At 70.9% G+C, this 25,764-nt stretch carries 19 protein-coding genes and 4 pseudogenes; 9 read left to right on the forward strand and 14 right to left on the reverse strand.

What is annotated here, in order from left to right; genetic code table 11:
- The first annotated feature begins 51 nt into the window (after positions 1-51).
- Both IGS69_RS34215 and IGS69_RS34220 read left to right on the forward strand, forming a co-directional pair.
- On the forward strand, positions 52-306 hold the full coding sequence (locus IGS69_RS34215; protein ID WP_190904303.1) for a hypothetical protein: 255 nt from the start codon (positions 52-54) through the stop codon (positions 304-306).
- Between the two features lie 231 nt (positions 307-537).
- A pseudogene (locus IGS69_RS34220) lies at positions 538-1,745 on the forward strand (IS256 family transposase).
- Between the two features lie 198 nt (positions 1,746-1,943).
- Here IGS69_RS34220 and IGS69_RS34225 read toward each other — a convergent pair.
- Positions 1,944-2,150, reverse strand: a complete 207-nt coding sequence (locus IGS69_RS34225; protein ID WP_190895788.1) for a hypothetical protein — start codon at positions 2,148-2,150, stop codon at positions 1,944-1,946.
- 159 nt (positions 2,151-2,309) lie between these two features.
- Here IGS69_RS34225 and IGS69_RS34230 point away from each other — a divergent pair, with 159 nt between their 5' ends.
- A complete protein-coding gene (locus IGS69_RS34230) occupies positions 2,310-3,704 on the forward strand; it encodes a hypothetical protein (RefSeq protein ID WP_190895786.1) in 1,395 nt (464 codons plus the stop codon).
- A gap of 336 nt (positions 3,705-4,040) precedes the next feature.
- Positions 4,041-4,481 (forward strand): DUF4760 domain-containing protein, encoded by a 441-nt coding sequence (locus IGS69_RS34235; protein WP_190895785.1) that lies wholly within the window; start codon positions 4,041-4,043, stop codon positions 4,479-4,481.
- Positions 4,482-4,551: 70 nt separating this feature from the next.
- Here the strand turns inward: IGS69_RS34235 and IGS69_RS34925 are convergent, their stop codons facing one another.
- A complete protein-coding gene (locus IGS69_RS34925; protein WP_232543365.1) occupies positions 4,552-4,794 on the reverse strand; it encodes a hypothetical protein in 243 nt (80 codons plus the stop codon).
- 675 nt (positions 4,795-5,469) lie between these two features.
- On the opposite strand from IGS69_RS34925, the gene IGS69_RS34240 reads away from it, so the two are divergent.
- Both IGS69_RS34240 and IGS69_RS35290 read left to right on the forward strand, forming a co-directional pair.
- On the forward strand, positions 5,470-5,946 hold the full coding sequence (locus IGS69_RS34240; RefSeq protein WP_190895783.1) for a hypothetical protein: 477 nt from the start codon (positions 5,470-5,472) through the stop codon (positions 5,944-5,946).
- A 117-nt stretch (positions 5,947-6,063) separates the two neighbouring features.
- On the forward strand, positions 6,064-6,519 hold the full coding sequence (locus tag IGS69_RS35290; RefSeq protein ID WP_190895781.1) for a hypothetical protein: 456 nt from the start codon (positions 6,064-6,066) through the stop codon (positions 6,517-6,519).
- Positions 6,520-6,907: 388 nt separating this feature from the next.
- On the opposite strand, the gene IGS69_RS34250 is transcribed toward IGS69_RS35290, so the two are convergent.
- From IGS69_RS34250 to tap, 10 genes and pseudogenes are all read right to left on the reverse strand, one after another.
- A complete protein-coding gene (locus IGS69_RS34250; protein WP_190895779.1) occupies positions 6,908-7,777 on the reverse strand; it encodes a TniQ family protein in 870 nt (289 codons plus the stop codon).
- A gap of 41 nt (positions 7,778-7,818) precedes the next feature.
- Positions 7,819-8,799, reverse strand: coding sequence for a TniB family NTP-binding protein (locus tag IGS69_RS34255; protein WP_190904305.1), 981 nt, complete (start codon positions 8,797-8,799; stop codon positions 7,819-7,821).
- A 50-nt stretch (positions 8,800-8,849) separates the two neighbouring features.
- Positions 8,850-10,960: pseudogene (locus tag IGS69_RS34260) on the reverse strand (transposase).
- Positions 10,954-12,912 (reverse strand): Mu transposase C-terminal domain-containing protein, encoded by a 1,959-nt coding sequence (locus IGS69_RS34265; RefSeq protein ID WP_190895777.1) that lies wholly within the window; start codon positions 12,910-12,912, stop codon positions 10,954-10,956. Before IGS69_RS34265 ends, IGS69_RS34260 begins: the two are co-directional and overlap by 7 nt.
- 41 nt (positions 12,913-12,953) lie before the next feature.
- Entirely contained in the window at positions 12,954-13,637 is a 684-nt protein-coding gene (locus IGS69_RS34270) for a TnsA-like heteromeric transposase endonuclease subunit (protein ID WP_332836538.1), read from the reverse strand.
- Positions 13,638-13,967: 330 nt separating this feature from the next.
- Positions 13,968-14,288, reverse strand: a complete 321-nt coding sequence (locus IGS69_RS34275; RefSeq protein WP_190895773.1) for a hypothetical protein — start codon at positions 14,286-14,288, stop codon at positions 13,968-13,970.
- 152 nt (positions 14,289-14,440) lie between these two features.
- Positions 14,441-15,661 (reverse strand): hypothetical protein, encoded by a 1,221-nt coding sequence (locus IGS69_RS34280; RefSeq protein ID WP_190895771.1) that lies wholly within the window; start codon positions 15,659-15,661, stop codon positions 14,441-14,443.
- A gap of 189 nt (positions 15,662-15,850) precedes the next feature.
- The gene (locus IGS69_RS34285; RefSeq protein WP_190895769.1) at positions 15,851-17,251 is read right to left on the reverse strand and encodes a DNA-binding protein; all 1,401 of its coding nucleotides are present in this window, start codon (positions 17,249-17,251) and stop codon (positions 15,851-15,853) included.
- A gap of 73 nt (positions 17,252-17,324) precedes the next feature.
- Positions 17,325-17,882, reverse strand: a complete 558-nt coding sequence (tpg, locus tag IGS69_RS34290) for a telomere-protecting terminal protein Tpg (RefSeq protein WP_190895767.1) — start codon at positions 17,880-17,882, stop codon at positions 17,325-17,327.
- A gap of 15 nt (positions 17,883-17,897) precedes the next feature.
- Positions 17,898-20,126 (reverse strand): telomere-associated protein Tap, encoded by a 2,229-nt coding sequence (gene tap, locus IGS69_RS34295; RefSeq protein ID WP_190895765.1) that lies wholly within the window; start codon positions 20,124-20,126, stop codon positions 17,898-17,900.
- Between the two features lie 210 nt (positions 20,127-20,336).
- Between tap and IGS69_RS34300 the strand changes: the two genes are divergently transcribed.
- From IGS69_RS34300 to IGS69_RS34310, 3 genes and pseudogenes are all read left to right on the forward strand, one after another.
- Positions 20,337-21,305: an ankyrin repeat domain-containing protein gene (locus IGS69_RS34300; RefSeq protein ID WP_232543364.1), complete on the forward strand. Its 969-nt coding sequence runs from the start codon at positions 20,337-20,339 to the stop codon at positions 21,303-21,305.
- An 18-nt stretch (positions 21,306-21,323) separates the two neighbouring features.
- The gene (locus tag IGS69_RS34305; protein ID WP_190895761.1) at positions 21,324-23,753 is read left to right on the forward strand and encodes a DEAD/DEAH box helicase; all 2,430 of its coding nucleotides are present in this window, start codon (positions 21,324-21,326) and stop codon (positions 23,751-23,753) included.
- Between the two features lie 141 nt (positions 23,754-23,894).
- Positions 23,895-24,056, forward strand: a pseudogene (locus IGS69_RS34310) (HNH endonuclease); the annotation flags it as partial.
- Between the two features lie 48 nt (positions 24,057-24,104).
- On the opposite strand, the pseudogene IGS69_RS34315 reads toward IGS69_RS34310, so the two are convergent.
- Together IGS69_RS34315 and IGS69_RS34320 are read right to left on the reverse strand one after the other, a co-directional pair.
- Positions 24,105-24,320, reverse strand: a pseudogene (locus IGS69_RS34315) (DUF6207 family protein).
- A gap of 147 nt (positions 24,321-24,467) precedes the next feature.
- A complete protein-coding gene (locus tag IGS69_RS34320; RefSeq protein WP_190895759.1) occupies positions 24,468-25,751 on the reverse strand; it encodes a competence protein CoiA family protein in 1,284 nt (427 codons plus the stop codon).
- Between the last annotated feature and the right edge of the window lie 13 nt (positions 25,752-25,764).

A 25,764-nucleotide genomic window follows, 5' to 3' on the forward strand; every position in this document is an offset into this window, starting at 1 on the left:
CTGTCTGAAGTCGTGTTCAACGGGTGAGATGCCACCTGGCACGATGCCCTCATGAATGCCGATGAATCGTGGGAATCCGTGCCGACTGTCAACGTGCGGCTGTGGCGCGCCGATGCCATCGTGCTGTTCGACTGGCTGATGAGCACCGACCTGAACGCTGTACCGATCACGCACCCGGCTCAGAAGCAGGCGCTGGCAGACCTGCTGTCGCGGTTCGAGTGGGCATGCGATGTGGACATCACGGATTCCACCGCGCCAGAGATCGCCGCAGCCCAGGAAGAGGTGGCCAAGGATATGGGCTGGTAGAGGTCTGGGATGGCGCGTAGAGAACTCACGGACGCTGAGTGGGAGTTGATCGGCCCGTTCCTGCCGATAGGCAGATACGGCGTATCGGGAGTGTAAATCTAACGGCGGATCCGACGATCACGGGAGAGACGTCAAGTGACTGATGCCGCCGTGGAGTTGGAGGCCGTGGAACCTGTCGAGAGTGCCCAGTCCGGGCCGTCCGTCCCCGTGTCGGACGAGCAGCTGGTCGCGATGCTGGTGGAACGGGCCCGGTCGAAGGGACTGCAGCTGACCGGGCAGGGCGGGCTGCTGCAGCAGCTGACCAAGCGGGTCCTGGAGTCTGCGCTGGAAGGCGAGATCGCCGATCACCTCGGCTATGAGAAGCACGATGCGGCCGGCCGGGGCAGCGGCAACTCCCGCAACGGGGGCCGGGCCAAGACCGTGCTGACCGACGTCGGGCCGGTCGAGGTCAAGGTGCCTCGTGACACTGCGGGCACGTTCGAGCCGCAGATCGTCAGGAAGCGGCAGCGGCGGCTGACCGGGGTCGACGAGATGGCGCTGTCGTTGTCCGCGACAGGGGCTCACGCACGGCGAGATCGCCGCTCACCTGGCCGAGGTCTACGGGGCCGAGGTGTCCAAGCAGACCATCTCCACCATTACCGACATGGTGATGGAGGGCATGGCCGAGTGGCAGAACCGTCCCCTCGACCGTGTTTACCCCGTTTTGTTCGTGGATGCCATCAACGTCAAGATCAGGGACGGGCAGGTCGCGAACCGTCCGGTCTTTGTCGTGATGGCGGTGACGGTGGACGGGACCCGCGACATCCTCGGCATCTGGGCCGGCGACGGCGGAGAGGGCGCCAAGTACTGGCTGCACGTGTTCACCGAGCTGAAGAACCGCGGCCTGGACGACGTGCTGATGCTGGTCTGCGACGGGCTGAAGGGCCTTCCCGAGGCGGTGGAGACCGTCTGGCCTCGCACGATCGTCCAGACGTGTGTGGTTCACCTGCTGCGGAACTCGTTCCGATATGCGGCCCGTCAGGACTGGGACAAGGTCGCCAAAGCTCTCAAGCCCGTCTACACCGCGCCCAGCGAGGACGCGGCGACGGAGCGGTTCCTCGAGTTCCAGGAGGCATGGGGCCGAAAGTATCCGGCGATCGTGAAGCTGTGGTCGGACGCCTGGGCCGAGTTCGTGCCCTTCCTCTCCTTCGACATCAAGATGCGCAAGGTCATCTGCAGCACGAACGCGATCGAGAGCGTCAACGCCCGCATCCGCAGGGCCGTCCGGGCCCGCGGGCACTTCCCCAACGAGGCCGCCGCCCTCAAGTGCATCTACATGGCGCTGATGAGCCTGGACCCGACCGGGAAGGGCCGCAAGAGGGTGGACCATACGCTGGAAGGCACCCTTGAATGCGCTCCAGATCGCCTTCGAAGGCCGCCTCACCCCGAGCAACAACTGACATTAACAACCAAGATCAGCCGTTAAATTGACACTCCCCCTGACGGTGGTCAGGAAGTGGTACGTGTACGGGTAGCTCACTGCCATGACGACGGTCATCGCATCCGGCTGAGCGGCGGGCTGCACAAAGGACTGTGCAGCCCGCCCGTGTGTATTTCGAGGGGTTGCAGCCGAGGCCCTGCGTGTGTCCGGGTACCGGTCACGCGAGCAGGGGCAGGAGGGCTCCCAGGAGGGCGACGAACAGCGTCATAATGCTGAAGGCCACGAAGCTCCCGCGGTTGATCGATTCCGGGACGGGGGCGCCTCCCCAGCGTGCGACGCCGAACGCGATGCTTCCCGCGAGCAAGGCGAAGAGCATGCCTATGGCCAGGGCGATCATGAGGAGCACGAGAGCATGGATGCTCACTTGGCAGGCTCCGTCTGATCGCGGGTGCCGTTCGCGTGCGGAGGCCGCAGCGAGGTGCGCAACTGCTGTTCGTGGACGGTCCGGTGGCGGTGGTGAAGGGGCTGAGGGGTCATTTCCGCTCCATGGGTTGTGCCGGTTGGATATGGTCCGATCACACCGGTGGCACGCATGGTTGCGGCAGGTCGCATTTGCACATTTCCGCAGGCCGGCGCACGTTTCCTGGGCTGCAACACGAGGGGAGTGACGGTCGTGGGGGAGAGGCTCCCGCAGCGGCGTGGACTTGCCGAGCTCGATGAGAACCTTCCCGTCGAGGTGCAGCGATGCGCACAACGCCTGCGCGAGCTGCACGCCCGAATGGGACTGCCCTCGTACGAGGTGGCGGAGCGGCTGAGCAGCGACGGCATGAGTGTGGACAAGACGCGCCTGTCGAAGTTCCTCAACGGGCGCGAGGTCCCCCGCCATGCGTTGGCGGCGCGGTTTCATCAGGTCCTGGCCGAAGAAGAGGGCACCCAGGTCGAACCGCGGGAAGTGTCTTTGACGCGCAGGCTGATGTACGAAGCAGCCCGCGCGAGCGGAGCCGCGCTAAAAGTGCGGGAACACAAACTTGCCGACGCGGCCGAAGCGATCGAGCAGGAGCGCCAGCGCACGGCTGAGCAACTGACCGCCCTCAATGGTGAGTTGGAGGCCGAGCGCCAGTTGCGCCGCCAGGCCGAGGAGGAGCTGAAGGATCTGTCCTCCCGGACCGAGGAACAGATCGCCGTCCTCCAGGCGCAGCGTGATGCCGCACAGCGACGTATCGATGAACTCCAGGATCAGGTTGCACAGGCCGAAGCGCTCCTGCGCCTGCAGAGCAGCGAGGCGGCCATGATGTCGCGGGCAGCAGCCGAAACCGCAGCGGAGCTTGCCCGCTGGGAGCAGGCACCTCCGCAGGCTGCAGTGTTGAACGTGATCGCAGAACGCTTCGTCGAACAGGTGGCTCAGTGGCGGGACCAGGACGAGGACCAGACGGCAGAAGCAGCGATCGAGCACCTGAGCCAGACCGAACCACTCACCACAGCGCGAGCAATCTGGTACCAGTTCAACACCTCCCGGCGGATGTTTGACCAGCAGCGCATGATGACCGCGATTGCGCGCTTCGCAGACCCTCTGGAGCTCTACCGTTCCGCAGGTATGGTCTCCTCCGGCAAGATCCACAGCAGCGACTGGACCGGAAACCTGCTTTTCGCGCTCGCAGACCACGCACCTCCTGCGACCGTGCGCCGCTTCCACAAGGCTGCTCGCGAACGTCACAACACGCAACTCGTGGCCGCGCTGAATCGCCAGCTCGTCGAACGGCAGTCACGGGCCGCCCGAAAGGCTCTCATCAAGGACTCCCCTGCCCTCGACGAGGATCTGAAGGCATGGAGGCGAGAGACAGCCAAGGAGCGTGCCTCGGGCATTGCCTTTGCACTTCTGAAGCCCTTCGTCCTGCCGATCTTCTACTTCTTCAACCGTCGTGAACGCCGGAAGCGGGAAAAACAGGAGGCCGCAGCACAGGCGGGTGAGCAGACATGACGGACATCCGGACCGCCGCGCTGGCCGCCCGAACGATGGTAGGACGAGTCGCACCGATGCCCGCTCTGCTCGAGGCGGGGCAGGGCCAGCCCGGCCCCGCACGCTGGACTACCAGCCCCGATGACACCGGCATCAGTGGCGGCTGCTACCCCTACCGCAACCCTGCCAATCGATTTGCTCTTCCGCCTGACCGTCTGGCCCGAGCCTGAGAACCTGCTGGGCGAAGGCGAGAACGTGTGCCGGCCGGTGTTGGGGGCGTGGTGGGTGTTGCGGCGTTGATAGTGTCGGTGGTGGCGCTGGGGGTGTCCGGGTGGGCGTCGTTTGCGGCAGTTGAGGTTGGCGCAGCATGCCAACACGCTGCCGGTGCTGGTGGATCTCTTCCGTGAGCATCGCAGTGTCCGTCTGGCCGGTGCTCGGCAGTTCGTGCATGAGCGGCTGCCGGGGTGTGATCTGTCGGCGGGGCTGGACGGGGTGCCGGAAGCCGAGCGGGAGTTGGTGCGTGAGCTGGCCTGGTTCTACGACAACCTGGGCGCTCTGGTTGCGCACGGTGTGGTGGACATCGAGCCTGTCTCCGGGTACCTGGGCGGGTCGGTGGTCTCGGTGTGGGAAGGGATGCGGCCGCTGGTGGAGGCGGAGCGAGCCAAGCGGGCGGGGAACGCCATGCCGGATCCGAACCGCTGGCAGGAGTACTTCGAGGACCTCTACCACCTGGTCCGTGAGATCCCCGCGGACCAGGCTCGTGCGCGTACTGAGCTATGGCGCCTCCCGCGCTCATGATGCGTGACGCGGTGCTGCTCCAGACGTTCACGCTGCCCGGCTTGCGACTCCTGCCATGACAGGCGACCGGTCAGTGTCTGCCGACTTCGGGATCAAGATGTTCCCGGATCCGTCGGTAGAGGTCGGTGACCGGGGTTGGTGGGTTGGAGTGGTGGGCTGCGAAGTGGGCACCGACGCGGGGCTTGCTCCGGCCGTGCTCCTTTCCGGCCTGTTCGTACAACTCGGGATCGAGCTCGGTAAGCAGGGCTTCGAATTCGCCGCCCGACCTCGGCAACGCCCGCGCCGCCCGCGAGGCGACCGCGAGATCCGCCACCTTCTTGCCTACGGACGGGAGTTCCGCGGAGACCGCCCCTACAAGCTCGAACTCCTCGCCCGGGTCGGCGGCATGACACCCTCCGGCATGCGCACTGCCTACACGAGCAGCGAGATTCAGACCGTGGCCCGCCAGGTCGGCCGCGCCCCCGACGGCTGCCGCTCCCGCCCCCAGGCCGCCCCGGAGCCCGCACGACCGGCCGCTCCGAGACGCCCCGTCGACTTCGATGATGAGGCGCGAGCGGTCCGGTGTCAGGTCCCTCTGTGGGCAGCCGCTGCGCCTCGCCGTATACCCGGCTCCGGGGTCCCGGCCCTTACGCGGTCGGCCGAGGTCGCGACGAGACAACAGGGGTACTTTTCCGGGCAAATCCCGAACAGAGGTTCGGGTGGTCCTTTCTGGCGGTTTCAATAGTTATGCGACTGCCCGCCCGGGTAGTTCCGCACGCTCTCCCACGCCTCGGTCACGGCCGGCGTGTGAAGCCGTTTCCGCTGCCAGACCGGCATCCGGAACGGGTGCGCGGTGCTTCGAGCGGGAACAGACGACCGACCGCCTCCGGCATCGTGTCGTTCTTGTCGGACTCCTGCCTGCCATCCAGGCCTGGGGCCGCAGCCGCGTACTCCCGTACCCGCTGCCGCCCCCGCCGCCCTTGCTGCGGAGCCGGCTGGCAGGACCTCGATGGCACAGATCTTCAGCCCGCCACCCGCCGACGACCCGTACGGGCTCCTGGATCGCCTGCAGCCGATTCAGCCCCCTACCGGCCAGGCTCGCACCGCGCTCGTCAAGCAGTTCAAGGACGACCCGCTCGGCGAGCTCGTCGCCGCCACCGCCCTCGGCCCCGAGGCGGCCAAACATATACGCGCCAAGTTCCCCAAGACGCTGCCCAGCGGGGACAGGGCCGAGCTGCGGATGTTCCAGTCGAGCCCCCTCGCTGGCGCTCTCGTTCTGCAGCCGCGCTTGGCCGATGCCGAGGCATCCCCCGCCGACCCGCTCTACGACCAGCTCATCGAGGCGATCCAGAGCGGTGACACCCTGCCGGACCTGGACGACCTCGTCATCAGCGCCGGCAGGTTCGGCAGTGAGGACGTAACGCTCGGAGGGGGGTTTGTTGGTGGGCCGAGTGTTTGTTGGCCTGGGGTGTTGTGGGTTCGCTGAGAAGTCGGGTGGGTGGTTGGGGCGGGGTGGGTGGGGGTTTGAGCTGGGGTTATGTGGTGTGTGTGGAGTGAGGCTGGGGTGGGTTGTAGGCAGTTCTAGCGTGTAAAGACTCGGTTGGTGTTTTTGCTGGTCAGCGTTGTTTTGGTTGTTCGGTGGGTGGGGTTAGCGGTTGCGGGTGGGGCGTCTGTGTTGTTCGGCGAGGTGGTCGAGTTGTACGGCGTCGAGGGTGGTTTTGGTGATGCGTTCGGTGCCGTCGGTGATGGCGGTGATGGCGGTGATGGCGGTGATGGCCGCTTGGCGGATGAGTCGGGTGAGGGATCCGATGGGGCCGGCGGTGCGTTGGTGGAGGTAGGCGGCGTGGGCCGGGAGGGTTCCGGATTTGTGCTGCTGGAGGTCGAGGGCGCTTTCGATGTCGGTGATGACGTCGCGGAAGGGCTGGCGGGTGCCGTGGCGGGCGGGGAGGGGGCCGCAGGTGATGAGAGTGGCGCGGCCGGCGAGTTGGGCGCCGCGGGTGCCGCTGAACAGGGGGGTGTCGGTGACGTTGATGCCTGCGTAGACGAAGGTGGCGGCTAGGCGCTCGGTGAGGTCTTTGATGAGGTCGGCGGTTTGGGCGCCGGTGGTGGTGCGGGGGTTGAGGCGGTGGATTTCGTCGATGAGGACGAGCTGGACGCCCGCGGCGGTGTAGGTGTGGCAGATGTGGCGTAGCTGACTTGTTTGTTTATTGATCTTGGTTGTGGCCTGGCATTGCTCAGCTGTACTGGGCGGTAGATCTGTTCCGTGGGCGAGGTTTACGCGGAGTCGCGTGTACGGCCCCGGCGGATATGTGGGCTGAGCTGGCTGTTTGGTGCTGCGCAGTGAGCTGAGTGGGGCAGCGGTTTTTGCGCAGTGTGGTTGGCGCGTCTATAGGTACGGGTGCTGGCCGGTCGTGTGAGGGCTGGGGCGGCGAGGGGTGTGTGGTGGTTCAGCCGGTGGTCAGGCGTTGCCAGAGCAGGTCGTGGTCGGCGGGTGCGAGGCGGGGCAGTTGTAGGCGGCTGGCCAGGTCGTGGAGGAAGGCGGTCTGCTGGGTGCGTGCCAGGGGGCGTGGGGGCAGGCGGTCGAGGGTGGTGGCGAGGGTGAGGGTCTCGGGGTAGGTGATCAGGTTCCGGCAGGTCAGTGTGGGGGAGGCCGGGCCTGGGGCGAGGTGGGGGTTGGCGGTGGTGAGTTGGCGTAGGCGGGTGTGCCAGCGGCTGTGGAGGTGCTGGTGGTGGTCGTACCAGCGCGTGGTGATCGTTGATGCCCAGCTGAGAGAGGCCGCCGTGGGCGGGCGGCGGGCGGTGAGGCGGGCATGGGCGAGTTCGGGCAGGGAGCGGATATCGAGGGGGGTGCGCTGTCTGGGGTCGCTTGAGGCTTGCTGGTGGCGGGTGCAGATGAGGGCCCGGGGCAGGTCCGGTGCCGGGTGGATCCACGCGGGGATGGCTTTGTACGGGCTGCGGTGGGCGGTGCAGGCGGTGCACGCAGGCAGCGGCTGCACCGCGGGATGGGCGGGCTGCCAGCGGGCGATGGCGGCGCGGGCGGTGCCGATGGCGGCGGGCGGGGGCTGGCGGGCCAGTGCGCGGGCCAGATGTGCGGACGGGATGCGGGTGAAGCCGGACAGGCGGCGGGTGGCTTCGTTGCTGAGGTGGATTTCGTTGGTGGGCGGGCCCGCCGTGGTGCCGGTGGCGGTGATGTGCAGGCCGTCCAGGAGCTGGGCGGCACTCAGGTGGTAGGCGGCTGCGAGGCGGGTGAGGTAGGAGGCGGTGGCTTCGCGGGGCAGCGGCCTCGCACGCAGCGCGCCGGGCGGGGTGGGCCACATGGTGCTGGCTGATACCGCAGGGCTGCTCGCGGGGTGCGTGGTCACCGGCTGCTGGGCCGGGCGCGGCGGGCGGGGGTGCGGGGCCGGTAGTGCTCCTCGGCGAGGTGGTCCAGCGCGATGGAATCCAGCAACGGTCTGGTGATGCGTTCGCTGCTGTTGAGGATGGCTTCGATGGCGGCCTGGCGGATCAGGCGGGAGAGGCTGCCGATGCGCCCGGCGGTCCGTTCGTGCAGGTATGACGCCAGCCTGGGCAGGCTGCCGGTGCGGTGGGCGCGCAGGTCGAGGGCTGCTTCCAGGGCGGCGATCAGCTCGCGGAACGGTTCGCGTTCGCCGGCGCGGGCGGGCAGTGCCCCGCAGTCGATCAGAGAGGCGCGCCCGGCCAGTTGCGCGCCGCGTACCCCGGTGAACACCGCGCTGGCGGTGACGTCGATGCCTGCGTAGACGAACGTGGCGCCGACGCGTTCGGTGAGGTCCTTGAGCCAGTCGGCGGCCTCCGCGCCGGATGTGGTGCGCGGGTTGAGTCGGTGGATCTCGTCGATCAGCACGAGCTTGACGCCGGCCGCAGTGTAGGTGTGGCAGACAGCCGTTGTGATCTGCGCGGTGGTCATGCGTGAGGTGACGGGGATGCCGAGGTAGCGGGCGAACTCCCCGGCCAGGGTCTTGGCGGTGGCGCCGGGCGGCACCAGCACATAAGCCACCGGCACACTGTCGTCGCCCGGGGCGGCGCGGCGGGTGTGGGCGAGGTGGCAGGTCCGGCCGACCTGCAGCAGCGCGGTGGTCTTGCCGGTGGTGGCCGGCCCGGTGACGATCAGCGACGGCCGGGCGGTGACGTGCTGGTGCCGTCCCAGAATCATCAGCGTGCGTACCTGGCGTGCCAGGGCCTCGATGGCCGGGGTGCGCACGGTGACGAACTGCGAGTGGTAGGCCAGGCGTTCCTCCACTGGCCGTGGCGCCTGGCCCGGCTGTGGTGGCGTCGGGGGCGCGGCGTGGGCGAAGCGGGCGAAGGCGTCGAACGTCGTCACCGTCCCCGCGGCTGGCTCCCCGGTACCGGGGGCGGGGGGATCGGTACGGGTCACCACAGTTCGGCCTCCTGCTCGGCGTCATACAGCGTGAGCGTGCCGGGCTCGTCGGCGCCGACGCCGTCACTGGCCTCAGCCCGGGCTCGGGCTTCCAGCGCGTCGAGGCTGTCCTCAGCCTCGTAGCGGCTCACCGCTGGTTGACCGCCCGCCGGCCGGGGGGCTGCCTGAGCGGTGTGCCTGCCCGGCATCGTCCTGGGCGGTGCTGGTTGCGCCGCAGTGCTGGGCCGGGCGCGGCGCAGGACCTGGTCGGCGGCCTCCGCGAGGGCCACTTCGTGCTTCTCGCGGTCTGTGCGCTGGTTCATGGCGGTGCGGATGTGGCGCCAGGTGGTCTCGCTCATCGGGGCGTGGACGTGGTCGCGGTGGATCCACGGAATCTCGTGCAGGTGTCCGTCGGGCAGCCGGATGTAGATCTGGCGTACGTCGTGCGGGTTGAGGTGAATCTCCCACCTGCCGCCGGGCCCGGCCGGGCAGGGCCGTCCGCGGTGCTCGTTGAGCACGGCGTGGTCGTAGGTGCGGTGGTTGATGCGGATGCCGCGGCCGGTGACGGGATGGAAGCGCACCGGCAGCAGTTCCAGGTAGTCGGCGCCGTCCAGCGGCAGCGGCACGTATCCGCACGCGCCCAGCAGCGCGCCCCACATCTCGTTGGGGGCCAGCGCCTTCTTCGGCAGCAGGGGGTGGCGCAGCCCGTCGTGGGGCGGTGCTGCCAGCACGCGGTGATCCATTCGTCCAGCAGTTCCTGCAACTGCGCCACCGTGAACCGGGCTTCGTCCTGCACCACCTCGCCGCGCGCCAGGACGTGGGAGCCGGTGTAGCCGGCGACGTGCTGCGCGAACAACGAGTTGATGCTTCCGAACGTCCTCTCCACCGCGCCCTTGGCGGCCGGGGACCGCGGCGGCGCCGGCTGCACGCTCACCCCCAGGGTCTCGCATGCCGCCAGGAACGCGGTGGAGACGAAGATGGCCCCGCGGTCGATGACGATCGTCTCCGGCACCACCACCGGCCGCGCTGCCGCTTGCTCCAGCCGTGTGTCCAGGGCGAGGAGCCGGTCGTAGGGGACGGCGGCGTGCGCCATGCGCAGCTGCTCGCCCCAGCCGGGCCGCACCGGGTGGGGGACGGCCATCTCCGCCAGCAGCAGGGCGGCGTCCACGGCCTTGGTGCCCTCCTCGCGCAGCACGGCCGCCACCACCGACCGGGTCGCCACGTCGAGAGCGATCGTGAGTTCCGGGCGCACCGCACGGCCGTCCTCGCCGATGGCCATCACATCCAGGCGGGTGGTGTCGACCTGCACCAGCTCGCCCGGCCGCAGTGCCACCGTCGGTGTGAAGGGCCGCACCGGCGCGGCCGTTGCGGTGCGGGCCGGACGTCCCGGATGCTCCAGCGGGTCGGCCAGCACCCGCGCCAGCCGGTTGAACGTCGACGGCGCAGGCAGTGCCACCGTGCCCGGCCCGTGGGTGTCGGCCAGGATGTGCCCGGTCAGCTCCCGCAGCCCCTTCAGCGTGCCCTTGGAGCGGCCGCGCTGGCGGCGCAGTGCCTCCAGCACCGCGGCCACCACCCGCTCATCAGCCTGCCCGGTCGCACTGGAGGGTTTGCGGCGCGGGATCAGACCCCACAACCCCTGGCCGTGGTAGCGGGCGCGCATGCGGCGCACGGTGGCCCGGCTGACCCGCGGCCAGCCCAGCTGGGTGAGTTCGTCGGCCTTGGCCTGCTCCCGCTCGGCCATCGATGTGCGCTGCGGGTCGTACTCGGGCCGGGGGACGCCGGTGCTGCCGGGCCCGTCGGGCAGTCCGGTCTCGATCTCGCGGATGTGCCGCTGCCAGGCCAGAGCCCGCTCCCGCTCCCGGGCGGGCACCGACTCCAGCAGCCCCCACTGCCGCACTCCCGCACTGGGGGAGCCCACCACGGTGAAGGCGGGGTCGGCGAACAGGAACGAGGACAGAACCGACGCCGTCTGCCCGTCCTCGTCGACCAGCGTCACCGACGCACCGGCCACGGCGGCCACCTGCCAGGTACAGCTCTGGAACGTCACATACGCGCCCAGCTTCACCTGCCTGCCACTCGCAGCGGCAGCCACGGGGCGGCTAGGGCGGCCGGGTGCGCTCACCACTGCTCGGCCTCCGCCTGCGCGTCCCACATTCCGAAGGCACCCGCCCGTCCGGGCCCGTCCGGCACCGGTGCCACGGCAGCACCGCCCGGTGCCGACCTGTCCGTCAGGCCCTGGCCGCCCGCCGGCACACCGGCCTCCCGCCCCCGCCCGTTGCTCGATGACGCCGGATGCCCGGGCGGGCCGCTCCGGTCGGCGATGATCTGCCCGGTGCGGCGCCGGACGGCGTCGTCGAACGGGCGCAGGGCGTGCGCGTGCTCGGTCCAGGGGATCTCGTGCAGGAGTCCGTCGGGCAGCCGGATGTAGACCTGCCGGACGTCATAGGGGTGGTGGCGCACTTCCCACCGGCCGCCGTCCGTGGTGGGGCAGGCCCGGCCGCGGTGCTCGTCCAAACACTCATGGTCGTAGCGGCGCCTGCCCAGGCGGATCCCGGATTCGGTGACCGCCTGGTGCTGCACCGGCAGCAGCTCGGCGAAGTCCTGCCCGGCCAGCGGCACCGGTACCGATCCGGCGACCCCCAGCAGCACCCGCCACATCTCCTGTGGACTCAGGGCCGCCTTGGGCAGCAGCGGGTGCCGCAGAGCCTGTTGGGGGCGGGTGTGCCAGCGGGCGGTGATCCACTCGTCCAGCACATCCCGCAGGTGCGGCAGACTGAAGAACGCCTCCGCCTGCCGTCCCGCGCTGTCCGGCCGGTGCACAGCACCCAGCGCGGTGGCCAGGTCTGCGGAGTGCCGGGTGAACAGCCCTGCGAACGTTTTCACCCTGTCCCCAGCGGCACTGTGCAGGCCGCGGCGCCGTGCGGGGGCGGCTTCCAGGCTCACGCCGAGGCTTTCGCACACGGTCAGGAACCAGGGAGTGACGGCGGCCGCCGCCGGGTCGAAGACCAGCGTCTGGGGCAGGGCCGCCGGACGCGCCACGGTCGCCTCGATGCGCGCGTCCAGGGGCATCAGCCGCAGCGGCAGCGGCAGCGCCTCGTGGACTGCCCGCAGCATCTCCCGCCACCCGGGCCGCGCCGTGCGGGGGACTGCCATCTCGGCCAGCAGCACGGACAGCTCGACCGGCGCGGCCTGCTGCGGGTGCAGCACGGCGGCCAGCACGCAGCCGGTGGCCCCGTCCAGTGCGCAGGTGACCGACACCGCCACCGCACGGCCGTCCTCGCCCACCGCTTCGACGCCGAGGCGGGCGGTGGCGACATGGACCCGCTCGGCGGGTCGCAGTGCAGGCGGCCCGCCGCCTGCCCCGTCCGGACCGGTGGCGGTGCGCGCCGGGCTACCAGGCGGCTCGGCCGGATCCGCCAGCATCCTCACCAGCCGGTACAGCGACGACCTGGCCGGCAGCGTCACCCGGCCCTTCCCGTGCGTCTGCGCCACGATCTGTTCGGCCAGGTCGATGACCTGCTTGACCGTGGTCGCCCTGCGGCCGCGACGTACGCGCAGCGCCTCCAGCACGGCGGCCACCACCCGCTCGTCCGTCCGCCCGGTGGGGGAGGAGGCGCGCAGGGACCGCTTGTCCACCAGCCCCAGCAGCCCCTGGCGCTGGTAGGCCAGCCGCATCCGCTGCACCGTAGGACGGCTGACCTTCGTCCAGCCCAGCCCCGCAAGCTCCTTCGCCTTGGCGAGCTCCCGCTCGGCGAGCGTGAAGGCCTGCGAGTCGTACTCAGGCCTCGGCACCCCGCCGCCGCTGCCGGGGCCGCCGGGCAGCCCGGTCTCGACCTCCCGGATGTGCCGCAGCCAGGCCATCGCCCGCTCCCGGGCAGGCAACGGCACATCCGCCCACATAGCGGCGGCCGGAACCTGCGGGGCGGCCAGGCCGACGACCTCGAAGCCGTCGGCGGCCACCAGGCGGGCGGCCAGCACGCACCCGGTGGCCCCGTCCTCGGCGGCCAGATACACCCGCCCATCGACCAGAGCGGTCACCTGCCAGGTGCGGTCCTCGAACCGGACCTGAGCGCCCACCCCAACACACCGCCCACCGGGCGCGGTTACCTCGTGCCTGCTCACCTGCCGTGCTGCTCCTGCTCCCCGTCGCCTGCGGCCGGGCCGGGCGCCACGAGCGTGTGCTCGCCCAGCGGCCGCGTCAGATCCGCCACCAGCCGCCCGCCCCACAGCGCGTGGTAGAGCACCGGCAGCGCGCTCAGGACCTCGCCCGCAGCCACGGCCCCGGCCATCAAAGCCCGCGGGGCGGCGAACGCCTCCAGCACCGCCTGCTCAAGCCCGCCGGCGTCGCGGTAGCGGGGATGGCGGTAGCCGGCCAGCCACCGCACGTTCGCCGCCACTACCTTCTCCGGCGGCACCAGGCGCCGGTAGGTGAACCCCACCGCCGCACACGCCGCCCCCAGCACCGCGGCCGCCCGCGCGGCACGGTCCCCGGTGGGCCCGGCGTGTGCGGGGCAGTCGGCCAGCAGAGCACGCCCGTCGGCGTAGCGGATGAACACCTGCGGCACCCACGTCAGGACCCGCCCGCTGCCGGGATCACGCCAGATCAGCCGCACCGGCCGCGCCGACAACCCCACCACCTGCGGATCACGGTCCAAAAGCATCAGCTGCATGCACATCGCCTGCGACCCGTGCGGTATGTGCCCGCCGGTGGTGGCCGACCACCACCAGCCCGGCCCCCACCGCCGCCCGGGCACCACAGGGAACGCCGCCACCGGCTGGAGCTGCTCGAACCGAACAGCCACCGCGGCCTCAACCCATCGGCGTTGCACGAGTGTGCCGTCCGGCCCCGTGAACTCTGCCTCCACCGCACCCGGTTGCGGCACCCGGCAGGCCCTGCCCGCGACGGCAGGTAAGCCGTCTTGGCTGCTGTCGATGATCACGTGCTCCACACAAACGTCACACCGGACACGGCGCGCAGGCGAACCGGCCAGTAACTCCAACTGCCTTGCCACAAGAACCGGTTGTCCTGTGCGGGGGACAGGATGCCGCCTGGGGCGCGCTGGTGTCAGTGCACATCTCTGCACTTTCCCGCCCGGGCCGCCAGGTGAGCAGGCGCCGGATCGGCTTCGCCGCTATCCCAGAGACGACAGCACCCACCCCGAGTCGTCTTCGCCGGAACCGAACCGGATCAGGGCGCCGGACGGCATCGCCGCACCGCGCGCGAGCGTGTCGACGAAGGCGTCTGCGAACGCGTTGACCTGCTCGCGCCCCGCCCCCTGGTCGTCGTCGCGGACACCGGAGTCGAGCCACAGGTGGTCGCGGTGCCCCGTGACCTTCAGCATGAGCTTGAACGTCTCGTGGTGGTAGTGCGGATCGCTCACGGTGACGCCCACGACGGTGTCACCGCGCACCAGGTCGTCCCCGACGCGTACCCACAGATCGCGTTTGGCCACTGCTCCCCACTTCCCCCGCCCGGCCGCATCAGCAGCCTGAGCGTAGCCGTCTTGGGCCCGCCTCTGGCTGAGAGTCGGCCCGCCAAGGAAAGACTTCAGTCTGCGGCTTTCATGCTGCCCCTTTGCAGCCCGGGACCTTCCGGCGGTCGGGGTCAGGAGTGGCGGAAGCCGCGGTCGGGATCGCGGGCCTGACTGGGGCGGAAGGGAACGAACCAGTCCGCAGCGGCCAGGTTGGCAAGTCCGAGGGCCTGGTTGATCTCGTTGCCGGTGTCCTCGATCCCGTCCAGGGAGGCGTCGAACAGCATCAGCACGTCGTGGTCCTCGAACAGGACGGTCGAGCACCAGTCCCAGTCGAAGTCGCGGCGGTCTTCGCCCAGACCCTCCACTGTTTCCGCGACCAGGCGCGGCCGGTTCCGCGTCAGCGACTTGGCCCGGTCGATACCCAGGTGCAGGGCCATCTCCTCGCCGGTGCACAGCGGGCGCACGGCGTGCGTCTCGGCGAGTTCGGCGGCCAGGTCGTCGAAGCACCGGGCCATCTGCCGCCGCCACTGCTGGTCCTGGTGAAAGGTGATCGGCGGCAGCGAGCCAAGGACACGGCCCTCGCCGCGCCCAACAGACGCGTCCCCCACGTCGGCGACGTCCTGCCAGATCTGCGCGGACAGCTCCTCGAGCGCCACCCGCAGCACCGCAGCCGTCCGCGCGGTGAGCTCGTCCTCCTCGCCGTCCTCGTCCCAGCCGTCCTCGTCGTCGTCTTCGTTCCACGCCGCCGGCTGGCCGTGGCGGGCGAGGGAGCGCAGACGGCTGCGCACGCGCTGCGCGGCCTCTTCGGGAGCGGCCAGGGCATTGTCGATGATCTGCAGTTCGTCGGAGAACTCCTGGGCGCTCAGCAGCGTGCCGGCCTCGGCGAGCAGGGCGGAACCCGCGTCCGTGCAGGCGTTCTTGGCGGGCAGGACCACGGCGAAGTAGTTGTCCGTCAGCCGGTCGATGACAGAAGCCACCACCCCCGCGACGACCACAGGGTCGGCGAAGGCTTCCTCCACGTGCAGCCGGTCGACGACGAGAACGCTGGAGGCCGACTCGATGAACTCCTCGAACTCGTAGGTGAACCGGCCGTCCTCGTCCAGGAGCTGGGCGGCCACCAGGGCGGGGAAGGACTGCTCGTCGGCCATCCGCTCGCGCAGATTGTCGGACTTCCAGTACAGGCCCCTTACGGCCGTCAGGCTTCCCACTGGTGTGCCGGCCGCGGTGATGCGCACCTGCCACTCCTGCACTCCCTGCGCGGCAGGGTCCAGCAACTGGTGGGTGTGGTGGAAGTCGAGCGCCAGCTGGGCAAGGTCCGCCCCCGCTGCCGCCGGACCCGTTTGAGTGCTCAACGTGCTCCCTCGGCGCCGGTCCCCAGGCCGCCGCCTACCCGCGGCCCCACCTCAGCGTAGTGGCCGCACGCCTTCGCTTTTCGCGAAGCGGGCACCGCGCACCCCCAGGGGGGAACCCGGCCGGATCCGCCCTGCGTCCGGGCTGCGGCGTGCAGCGGCTGAGAGACGGCACACCGGCCGCTGCGTGCGTCAGTCCTGATCCGGGCCCTCTGACACGAGCTCCGCCAGCTCCTGGACGGGCAAGCGGGACCACGCCGACACCTCCTCCACCGCCACCCCCGCAAAGACGGCTGCGGCGGCGGTGTCCACCAAGGCCTGGTCGATCAACGCGGCACTGCGGCTGAGGTGCTCCAGCAGTGTGCGTGCCACCTCGGCGGTGGTGCCGCTGTGTACGCCCCGCAGCTGCACCAGCTGCACCAGCTGCACCAGCTGCACCAGCTGCACCAGCTGCTCCTGGGCTTCGCCGATCATCTGCTCGATCTGGAAACGGTGTTCGGCGCTCACTGTGGCCCGCCACCGGGTGCCCGAGCCGCACGCCTGCTGCTCGGCCGCCATAACGCGCAGCTGGCCGGCCATCGTGGCGGGCTGCTCTTTCCGCTTCAGCCGCCATGGATCGTCCCTCCACCCGGGCGGCCCGCCTTCACCGCGCCGCTGGCGGATGACAGCGCCCATCCAGGTGAGCAGCGGTCCGCCGTAGTCCACCGCCGACAGCGGGCCCAGCCAGCCCCGTCCCACCCGCTCACCCAGCCGGCGGCAGAACGCCCCGTCGGCGGGCAGCGGCCGCGGCCGCCCGGCGCCGCTGTCCCTCCACACCAGCTCGGTCATGGCCGGGTCCAGCAGCGCGTCGGCCACGGCCACCACCTCCGGGAAGATGACCGGATCCCGGCCCACGATCCGCCACCACCCAAGTCGCGGTCCCGCGTTGCCGCCCGCCACCCGGTGCAGCCTGTGCGGCCAGATCTCCTCCTGCTCCCAGTGCAGAGCCTCATCCCACCAGCGGGCCACCACCGCATACGCCACCGTGAACGCCTGCTCCGGGACCACCCCGGCCCGCACCGCACGGCGCGCCACCCCTGCCCACCGCCGCTGTGCCGCAGCCACCTCCGGGACGCCGCGCAGGTCGAGGTGTTCCAGCGGCTGGTCGGCGTCCGCGTCCAGCAGCCACCGCCCGTGCCGGACACACACCCGCTCCCAGCGCGGCAGATACCGCACCGCCCGCACCGTCTGCCCGGTCCGCCGCGCGGTGCACGACCGGCAGGCGAACGCCGCTTCGCCCGCCACCGCGCTCGCCGCCCGCCACCGCGCCTGCGCCAGGGCGGCCTCCCGGCCGGTGCCGATCTTGGGATCATCCACGGTGAACGCGGGCAGAGCACGCGCCAGCACCGCCGGTTCGACTCCGCACAGCTCGGCGAGCACACCCCGCCCGGCTTCGTTGAGCACGATCTCCGCATCGGCCCGCACACCGCCGCCGTCGTTCCGGGCGGGGGAGTTGCGGCACGTCCACAGCCGCAGCACGCCGGCGGCCGGCAGGCCGTAGCGGTCTGCGGCCCGGCTGATCAGTGACGAGGTCAGCTCCCCGGCCAGCGGCACGGTCCGTAACGCTCCTGCTCTCACAGCTCTCCCCTGACGCCCTGTCCTGCTTCCTGCCCGGCGCACTGACCGCCTACAGCTCGAACTGCAGGTCGACGATGTCCTTGAGTTCCACTTCGAGGCCGTGGGCACGGCGGCCGCCGTCGCGGAAGTACACCTCACCCAACGCCTCGGCAGCGATCTCGCGGAGGTCGTCCTCGTCGACGCCTGCTTCCTGGGCTTGAAGGAGGCGGGCGGCGTGCCGGGGCGGCAGGGCGAGGGTGAGGTGACGTACGCGGGCCTGGTCGGTGCTGCCGACGGCGGCGGTGTAGCCGAACCTCGCCTGCACATCGATCATGATGCCGCTCGTGGTGGCCGCGGCCTGTTTCGCCTTCGCCCTGATCTGCGGCTGCCAGCGTGCGCGGACCTCACGCTCCAGCCGGTCGGCGAGCTCCGGCCGGGGCTTTTTGATCTGGTTCTTCACATAACGTTCGACGGTGCGCTGGCTGATGCCGAGCAGCTCAGCCACGCGCCGGGTGCTGCGCTGGTGCTGCCTGACCAGGTACCGCATCTGCGCCCCGGCGGACTTGGGAACGGGCCGCGTGAACGCCCCCTGTAGCGCCTTGTCGAGTTCTTCCCCGACCGTGACCATCGCCTGTAACGCTCCCTATTCTCCGGTGTCCTTGGCGGTGACCTCGCCGGTCTTGATGTAGCGGGCGAGGTTGGCGACATGGCCGTCGGCGCTGAGCTGCTCGAGCACGTCCGCCCCCCACAGCACGCTCTGGGTGCCCTCGTGCTTGACCATCCCGGGCGAGACGCCGAGCCGGAACGAGCCCGGCACGGTCTTGCCGTCGGCGCCGTAGGGCAGCACGTCCAGGGGGCTGGGCCCGTCGGCCGCGTACACGGCGCAGTCGGAGAGGACCGCAACCGGGTACCGGCCGGTGGCCGCGGCCAGGTTGAGCATCTTGCGGTGCATGTTGATCCGGGCCCGGGAGATGACGGTAGCGCGGATGTCCGGGCGCCACGTCGGGCGGGCGAGAGCGGGCCAGGGCTGTCCCGGCTTCCAGCCGCCGCCGCGTGCCTTCTCCTGCAGCTTGCCGATGCCGCCCTTGACGGTCATCTTGACCGCGTCCACCACGATCCCCAGCTCCGGATCGCGGCTCTTGTAGCCGTCCATCGCCTGAAGGAAGTGGTGCGGGGACAGCTTCTCCGTGACGCCGAGGTCCGCCATGGTGGCGACGTAGGCATCGCGCAGCCGCTTGTACCAGCCGTCCAGGAACCGGCCGCTCTCCCGGCGCAGCCAGGCCTCGACGGGGGTGACGTCGTAGCCGAGCTCGACGGCGTAGGCCACGGTGGGCGTGGCATACCAGGCCGGACCGGTCGGGCGCTGGCCGCTCGGCGTGAACGGGCTGGGCAGCAGCGCGCCATCGAGGTCGCGCCGCTGCTTGCCGACCTTCACCCGGGACAGATCGACGTGGGAGAGGTCGACCAGCCAGGAACCGGGCACCGCTGGGTCGAAGACCGGGCGGTTGACGTGCTCGGGCGGCGATGACAGCCCGACGACCGCACCGTTGGCGGCCGCACCGAAGGCCAGGTTCACATCCAGGCCGACCAGGTGCTGCTGCATGCACTCGGCGTCGGTGAGGTCACGCGCCCAGTCGTAGGCCTCCTCGAACAGCCGCTCGCCGGGGCCGCGCACGTGGAAGCGGGGCAGATGGGCCAGGACGGGGTGTCCGTCGGTCGCCTCGCACGGCGCCGGGTCAAGCGGCTCCGTTCCCAGCGAACCGGGCCGGTGCTCGCGGTGGCGCTGGCCGTTCTCATCCGGCTCGCTCGCGCGGGTCGGCGGGTTGAGCGCGCTCATCAGCTGCAGCCCCGTCACGGCAGTGGAGCCCACCGGCGTCATCACCCGGGCCGCGTACACGCCCAGCACCCGGGCCAGTTCTGGCGGCGGCAGCTGCGCGGCATGGCCCCAGGAGCGGTCGTCCAGGGCGCGCCAGGAGGGGATGCACAGCTGCACGCACTGCCTGCGGCCGCCCTGGACGGGGCGGTAGATCCGCGCCCACGGCCCCAGCCCGCGCTTGGTGAGCTGCCAGTCGGCGCGCTTCAGCTGCTTGATGACCTTGTGTCCTTCCGGGAGCCGCCCGGCAAGCCGCTCGGCCTCGGACAAGGCGGCGGGCAGGCCGTAGCGCTCGCACGCCGCCTCGGTGAGCACCAGCAGCGGGTCGCCGTCCTTGCCCGAGCCGTGCAGCCTCTGCGACCCCAGCCGCGCCTCGGTGAGCGTCCACTCCACCAGCGCGGGCAGCGACTTGGCGGGCACGTCCAGGATCAGACCGCCGACGCCGTAGCCCGTCACATTCCGCTCGGAGTCGGCGTCGAGGACGAGTAGCGGACCGTGCGCGTAGGCACCGCCGGGCGCGGGCGTGTTCGCCGGGGCGGCCTTCCTCGCAGTGGGGCGCCGCGAGCTCTGCGGCGCCCGCTCGGCACGCGGCACCGGCCGCTGTGTCGCTGCCGCGTGCCGAGCGGGCGCTGGGGGAGCGGCCGGGGGCTCCTCGGCCTCCGCCGTGGCAGTAGCTTCCGCTGCCCCGCCCGTGAGCCGCGTCTGCGCTGGGGACGCTGCGGTGTCCGTGTCCTCCTGCGGGGCGCCGGTGCTCCGGGGGGCGGGGTAGAGCGTGGCGAGCTGCTCCAGCAGGCGCGCGTACGCCTCCCGCTCCGGCGGCCGGGGCTCGGTCTTGCCCGACTCCCAGCCGCCGACGGTCGCCCGCCGCACGCCCAGGGCGGAGGCCACCTCGTCCAGGGTGAGCGCGTGCGCCTGGCGCAGCCGCCTGCGCTCAGCCGGCGGCGGCAGCGGGGAGCGGGACGCGATCAGCGCGTCGACCGCGTCGAACAACTCGGACATGGGACACCTCCGTCCCCGACTCTACCCCTGAAACGCACCTATCGCGTACCAACAGCGACTGGATCGCGTACATTGAGCGTACGAACGATGCTCGGGGTGATAATGTCCGGTCAACGGACCTGGACGATGGAGCCAGCGGCCTGTAGCGCACGTGTGCTCGGGGGCGGGTCGAAGTGGCGCGAGCGCATGCGACGTGTTCGAGGGGGAGCGGTGGCGGCAACGAGTGACGGCTGGGCGGGCATGGGCTGGGACTGGACGGATGCCGACGACATCCGCCGGCGCCTGGACCAAGGAGCCGATCCGGAGAGCTGGAACGGGAGCAGGCCCCTGCATCGGGCAGCGGTGTTCGGCTCCCCGGAGGCTGTTACGGAACTTGCCCGCCGGGTTGCGGACGTGGACGCGCTGGAGAACGGGGTGACGGCACTGTGGGAAGCCGTCCTGTCCCGCAAGCCGGCCAACGCACGAGCCCTCGCCGCCGCCGGGGCCGATCCCTGGCGGCCCTCGCTCGGCGGCTGGTCGCCGGGGCGGCTGAGCCTGGCCGGACCGACGCCCGAGCTGTTCCCGGTACCGGAAGGGGTGTCCCTGAGCGACACCGAGCGGGCGGCAGCGCAGGAGGCCCATCGCCTCACCACGGCACTGGGCGAGTTCTACGACGACGGCATGGGCCTGGCCTGTGTGGCGGGCATCGACGCGGCCGAGGCGGTGCGCCGTCTGCAGGCGACTCCGGTGGTGGACGGCGAACTCCTCGACGTGCTGAATGAGCTGCTGGAGGAGCCCTACGCGTACGACATGGACGAGAGCCTGCACATCGTCGGTGTGACGTCCGTGCCGGGCGGCTGTGTGGTCACTCAGCCCTGGGGATACGCGCCGCAGATGCCGGGCGTGCTGGCCCGGCTGTCCGCCGGCACCCTCTGCTACGGCCTCTACGCCAATCCCAAGAGCGGCAACCAGGGCAGCATCACCCGCGATGGAGTCATCGAGGGCTCGGACCTGCACCCCGGCGGAGGACCGGACGAGAACGACAGTCCCGGGGAGGTGCTGGCCGCCTACCTCTACCAGCACCACGCCGTCGCCTACGCCTGCGCCTTCGCAGGACTGCGCCTGGCCGACCGGCGGGCCGTGACCGGGCCGCCCGATGTGTGGGTCGAGCTGCCCCGCCGCGACTACTGGAGCCACTGACTCGAAAGAAGAGCTGTCATGACTGTGGTGGAACTGCCGCGCCCCGGCCGCCCTAAGCGTGCGCGGCTCTTTCCCGACCAGGCCGAGGCGGTGGAGCGGCTGGTACGGCACCTGCGGCGCGCGGGGACGCGCGCTCTGTTCGTGTCGGCGACGGGCACCGGAAAGACCCTGGTGTCGATCCGCACGGCGGACGGACTCGGCGCGCGGCTGGTGCTGTTCGTGGTCCCCACCCTGGACCTGGCCGCGCAGACCGCGCTGGCCTGGCGCCGCGACGGACACCTGGAGCACATGGTGATCGTCTCCTCCCTGGACACCAGCGGCCGCGACGACCTGGTCGCGGCCCGCGTCATGTCGACCACCGACCCCCACGCGCTGGGCGGGCTGATGTCGGTGATCGGGGAGAACGAGGACCAGATCCCCGCTTTGACGGTGATCTGCACCTACGACTCCCTGAACAAGATCGAGGAAACGCAGAACACGGGGTATACGGTGCCGCCGTTCGACCTCGCGGTCATGGACGAGGCACACCGGATCGCGGGACGGGCCGACAAGAAGTGGGCCATCGTCAACGACGCGCAGCGCATCCGCGCGGACCGCCGCCTCTACATGACCGCCACCCCCCGCATCTTCGCCGCGCCGGAGCTGGCGGAGTCCGCCGACACCACCCGCCCACGCCGCCGCCCCGCCGCGGGACGGGACGTGGACGCGTTCGCCAACTCCATGGACAACGAGGCCGTCTACGGCAAGAAAATCTTCGAGTATCCCCTCGCCCAGGCGGTCGAGGACGGCCGGGCTGCGGACTACCGCATCGTGGTGCCCACCCTCACCGACGCCGACCTGCGCCGCCGCCTGAACCTGACCGCCCCCGCCACCACCCCTCCCGGCGACGGTGATGAGCAGGACAGCGCGCTGCGCACCACCGCCCTGCACCTGTCTGTCCTGCGCGCCATGACCGAACACGGCCTGAGCAAGGTCCTGGTCTACTTCAACCTCGTCTCCGACGCCCGCCGCTTCGCCCGCGAACTCCCGCACACCCTGCGCCTGCTGGCCCGCACCGACCCCGGCCTCGTCCCGGACATCACCCCCAAGCTGTTCTTCGCCCACGGCGAGCACACCCCCGCCCAACGCGCCGACACCTTCGCCGCCTTCGCCGCCGCCGACTGCGCGATCCTCGCCAACTCCCGCCTGATCGCCGAAGGCGTCGACATCCCCAGCGTGGATGCCATCGTCTTCGCAGACCCCACCCGCAGCGTCATCCGCTGCGTCCAGGCCCTCGGCCGCGCCCTGCGCCTGGACGTGTCCGGCAAGACCGCCTCACTGATCGTCCCCGTCTACGTCCCGCCCGGCGCCGACGGCGAGAACATCCTCGGTACCGCCTACGAGCCGGTGTGGGCCATCGCCTGCGCGCTGGCCAGCCACGACCACCGCATCCTCGAGCGCCTGCCCGACAAGGCCAACCGTCTCCCCAGGGAGACCAGCGACGTCATCGAACGCCGCTGGCACTTCGACTTCACCGTCCACCCCGAGCGCATCGCCCGCGCCATGGATTTGGCCTCCTTCGACCCCCGCGAGGCGGCCGTCTCCCGTTCCCGGCGCCTCGGACTCGCCGCCGCCCAGTCCTACCGCGACGAAATGGGCCACCTCGACGTCCCCGCCGACTACACCGACCCCGCCGGCTACACCCTGGGCACCTTCATCACCACCATGCGCGACGCTGCGAAGGCCGGCCGCCTCGAACCGGACTGGATCGCCGAACTCGACGCGCTGGGCATGATCTGGGACAAGCACGACGCAGCCTGGCGCGCCCGCCTGACCGCCGCCGCCGACTACCTGCGCACCCACGGCCACCTCGCCGCACCCGCCACCACCCCCGTGGGCGCATGGCTCGCCGAACAACGCCACCTCGCGGCCAAGAACCAGCTCGATCAGGCCCGCGCCGACGCCCTGAGCACCCTCGCACCCGACTGGCGCCTGTCCCACGGCGCGGACTGGCACCGCAAGTACCACCTGCTGCGCGCCCACCTCGCCTCCGGAGCCGACCCCGCCACCTTGACTCGCGACACCCAGCTCGGCGGCGTGAAGATCGGCTCCTGGCTGGCCCGCCAGCTCACCACCTGGTCGGCCCTCGCCGACGGCCAGCAGCAGCTGATGACCGCCCTCGGCCTCACCCCCGAGAACAGCCCGCTCACCCCCGCCCGCCGGGCCCGCCGCACCTTCGAACAGACCGTCCAGCTCCTGGAACTCTTCCTCCACCGCGAAGGCCGCGCCCCCGCCGCCCGCGAGACCATCCGCGTCGACGGCGACACCGTCAACCTCGGCGCCTGGCTCGCCAAAACCCGCACCAAACACCGCACCGGCCAGCTCCCCGACGACCATGTCCGTCTGGTTGCCGCGCTCTTCGACGGAGACTGGACGGCCGAGAACGCCACCCCGGCCGTCCTGGCGTAGCCGCTCCCGCAGACCCCGCCGCCTCGCGGACCCGGTCCACGAGGCGCGCGCCGGGGTCGTACGGTACGCGGAACGTGCAACGGGCCCGGCTGCGCCAGGCGGTGCGGTCGCGCCGTTGGTTCCCTCGGCGCCCGCGTGCTGTGGCTCCCGCCCGCGGCCGACGCGCACTGCCGCTACGCCGCGGAGTGGGTGGCCACCAAGCTCCGCTGGAGCCTGACCGCGGACGAACTCGAGCTGGCGGCCCTGCACGAGCTGGCCCGCCACTGCCCGTCGCAGAACGTGCCGTACGAGCCGGCCTCGTAAGCAGCTCCACCGTCGAGCCCCGAAGACGCCCGCAGCCGACTTCGGGTCTCACCGATGTGATTCGAGTTCCTGACGGACGCCGAGATAACAGCGCAGCCGTACACCCGGCTCGCCCGGCACTCGAACCGTGCGGTCTGCCGGCGCGGTCGCTCAGCGCCCGGCAAGCAGCGCCTGAACGGCGAACGCGGTCTGCTCGTCGTATGCTGCGACGTCGACGACGGCCGGGCCCGGCTGCGCCACGTGCGCTTCGCTGATCGGCTTCATGCCCGGCACGACGCGGCCGTGCTCCCGCAAGTTCCCGCCCGCTGGCACCTTCACCCGACCGGGTAGGCCATCACCGGCACCGGACCCGCCGCACCCCGCCTCTGCGGTCGATAGGAGCTCACCCGCCCGAACCTGATGGGCTTCGCGTCAGCGTCTGGTCCGGGGGCCGACCCGTTCGTAGGCGCAGTGCTTGGTGACCGGGTTCAGGACGGCGACTTTCAGCGGGCTCTGAGCGGCCTCCTCGAGACGCAACAGCCAGTCCCGGCCGGGGACCAGGATGGTCAGGTCCGCAGGCCACCGGGCGAGCGCTGAGGGGTCCGGGCACGCCACACCGGCCAGCTGGAACGCGGCCCCCGTGCGCGGCCGGCTGTAGAGGAGCAGCCCGTTGCCATGGGCGGGGCTCTGCTCACCGCACGTGACCGCCTTGCCGGAGGCGGAGGAGACCAACTCCATGAACGCTGGCCACAGCGCAGCCTTGATGCCCGCGTGCTCGAAGAAGGCCGTCAGCCGCTCCTGCTCCGCCTGCTGCTCCTCGTGCGCCTGTTCCGCAGCGGCCAGCCGACGGTCCTCGGCAGCCAGTCTGCGTTCCTCGGCGGCCAGTCGGGCCCGTTCGGTGGCAGCGGCCCGCTTCTGTGCGGCCTGTCGGCGTTGCTCGGCCGCGGCCTGCTGCATGACGGCTTCGGCATCGGCCTCCAGCCGGGCCCGGGCGATGGCCAGTTGGACGTAGGAGTGGGCGGTCCACCACACCGTGCCGTCCGGGCCGGTATGGGCATGGACCCGTCCCTGGAGAATCCACCGGATCGCATCGTCCAGGGAGCAGCTGATGTGGGTCCACGCCGCTTTCGTCTTCACCGTGTGTGGCGTTGCCCAGGTGTAGCGCGCCATGCCATAGCGCACCGTCCATGCGTCCCCGCGGTTCCTGGGGGGCGCTAACCGCAGGGAGGGCACGCCGCGCTCCCACGGCCGCTTCTCCATCGCCACCCAGCACACCGCCACACCGTCGACTGCGTAGCGGTCCGTCCGCATCCGCGCATCCTGCGGCGTCATGGGCGACAACTGCGCCTCCAGCGCCATGAACGGCCGGTCCTGCTCATCAAAGACCAGCACGTCGGCACGCCAGGTCCGGGCCTCGTTGCCGACCTCCAGCTCAGCTCTGAAGCCTGCCGCCCGGGCGGCGGTGGCCAGCTCCAGCTTCAGCAGGTGATGCTCCGGCGACTCGTTCGCCAGCGCGCAGTCGCGCGGCCGCACCTGGTGGTAGAAGTGCCTGGCACGGTGGGGGGAGATGCGCGCGAACACTTTCCCCCGGCACTCCGGACACGCCAGCTCCAGCCCTTTCACGCGGTGGACGTCCGCCCAGGACCGGCCGCACCCGAGATCGTCCAGCGACGCATCCAGCCGGCCCCAGCGCGCATGCACGGCGGTGTACCCCATCAGCCCCCTCCCG

Source organism: Streptomyces tuirus, from assembly GCF_014701095.1.
GTDB lineage: Bacteria > Actinomycetota > Actinomycetes > Streptomycetales > Streptomycetaceae > Streptomyces > Streptomyces tuirus.

Bases quoted from the DNA above. Each gene is read 5' to 3' on its own strand.
- IGS69_RS34215 (WP_190904303.1), top strand. From the start codon at position 52: ATGAATGCCGATGAATCGTGGGAATCCGTGCCGACTGTCAACGTGCGG.
- IGS69_RS34240 (WP_190895783.1), top strand. From the start codon at position 5,470: ATGGCACAGATCTTCAGCCCGCCACCCGCCGACGACCCGTACGGGCTC.
- IGS69_RS34250 (WP_190895779.1), bottom strand. From the start codon at position 7,777: ATGTGGCCCACCCCGCCCGGCGCGCTGCGTGCGAGGCCGCTGCCCCGC.
- tpg (WP_190895767.1), bottom strand. From the start codon at position 17,882: ATGGTCACGGTCGGGGAAGAACTCGACAAGGCGCTACAGGGGGCGTTC.
- tap (WP_190895765.1), bottom strand. From the start codon at position 20,126: ATGTCCGAGTTGTTCGACGCGGTCGACGCGCTGATCGCGTCCCGCTCC.
- IGS69_RS34305 (WP_190895761.1), top strand. From the start codon at position 21,324: ATGACTGTGGTGGAACTGCCGCGCCCCGGCCGCCCTAAGCGTGCGCGG.
- IGS69_RS34320 (WP_190895759.1), bottom strand. From the start codon at position 25,751: ATGGGGTACACCGCCGTGCATGCGCGCTGGGGCCGGCTGGATGCGTCG.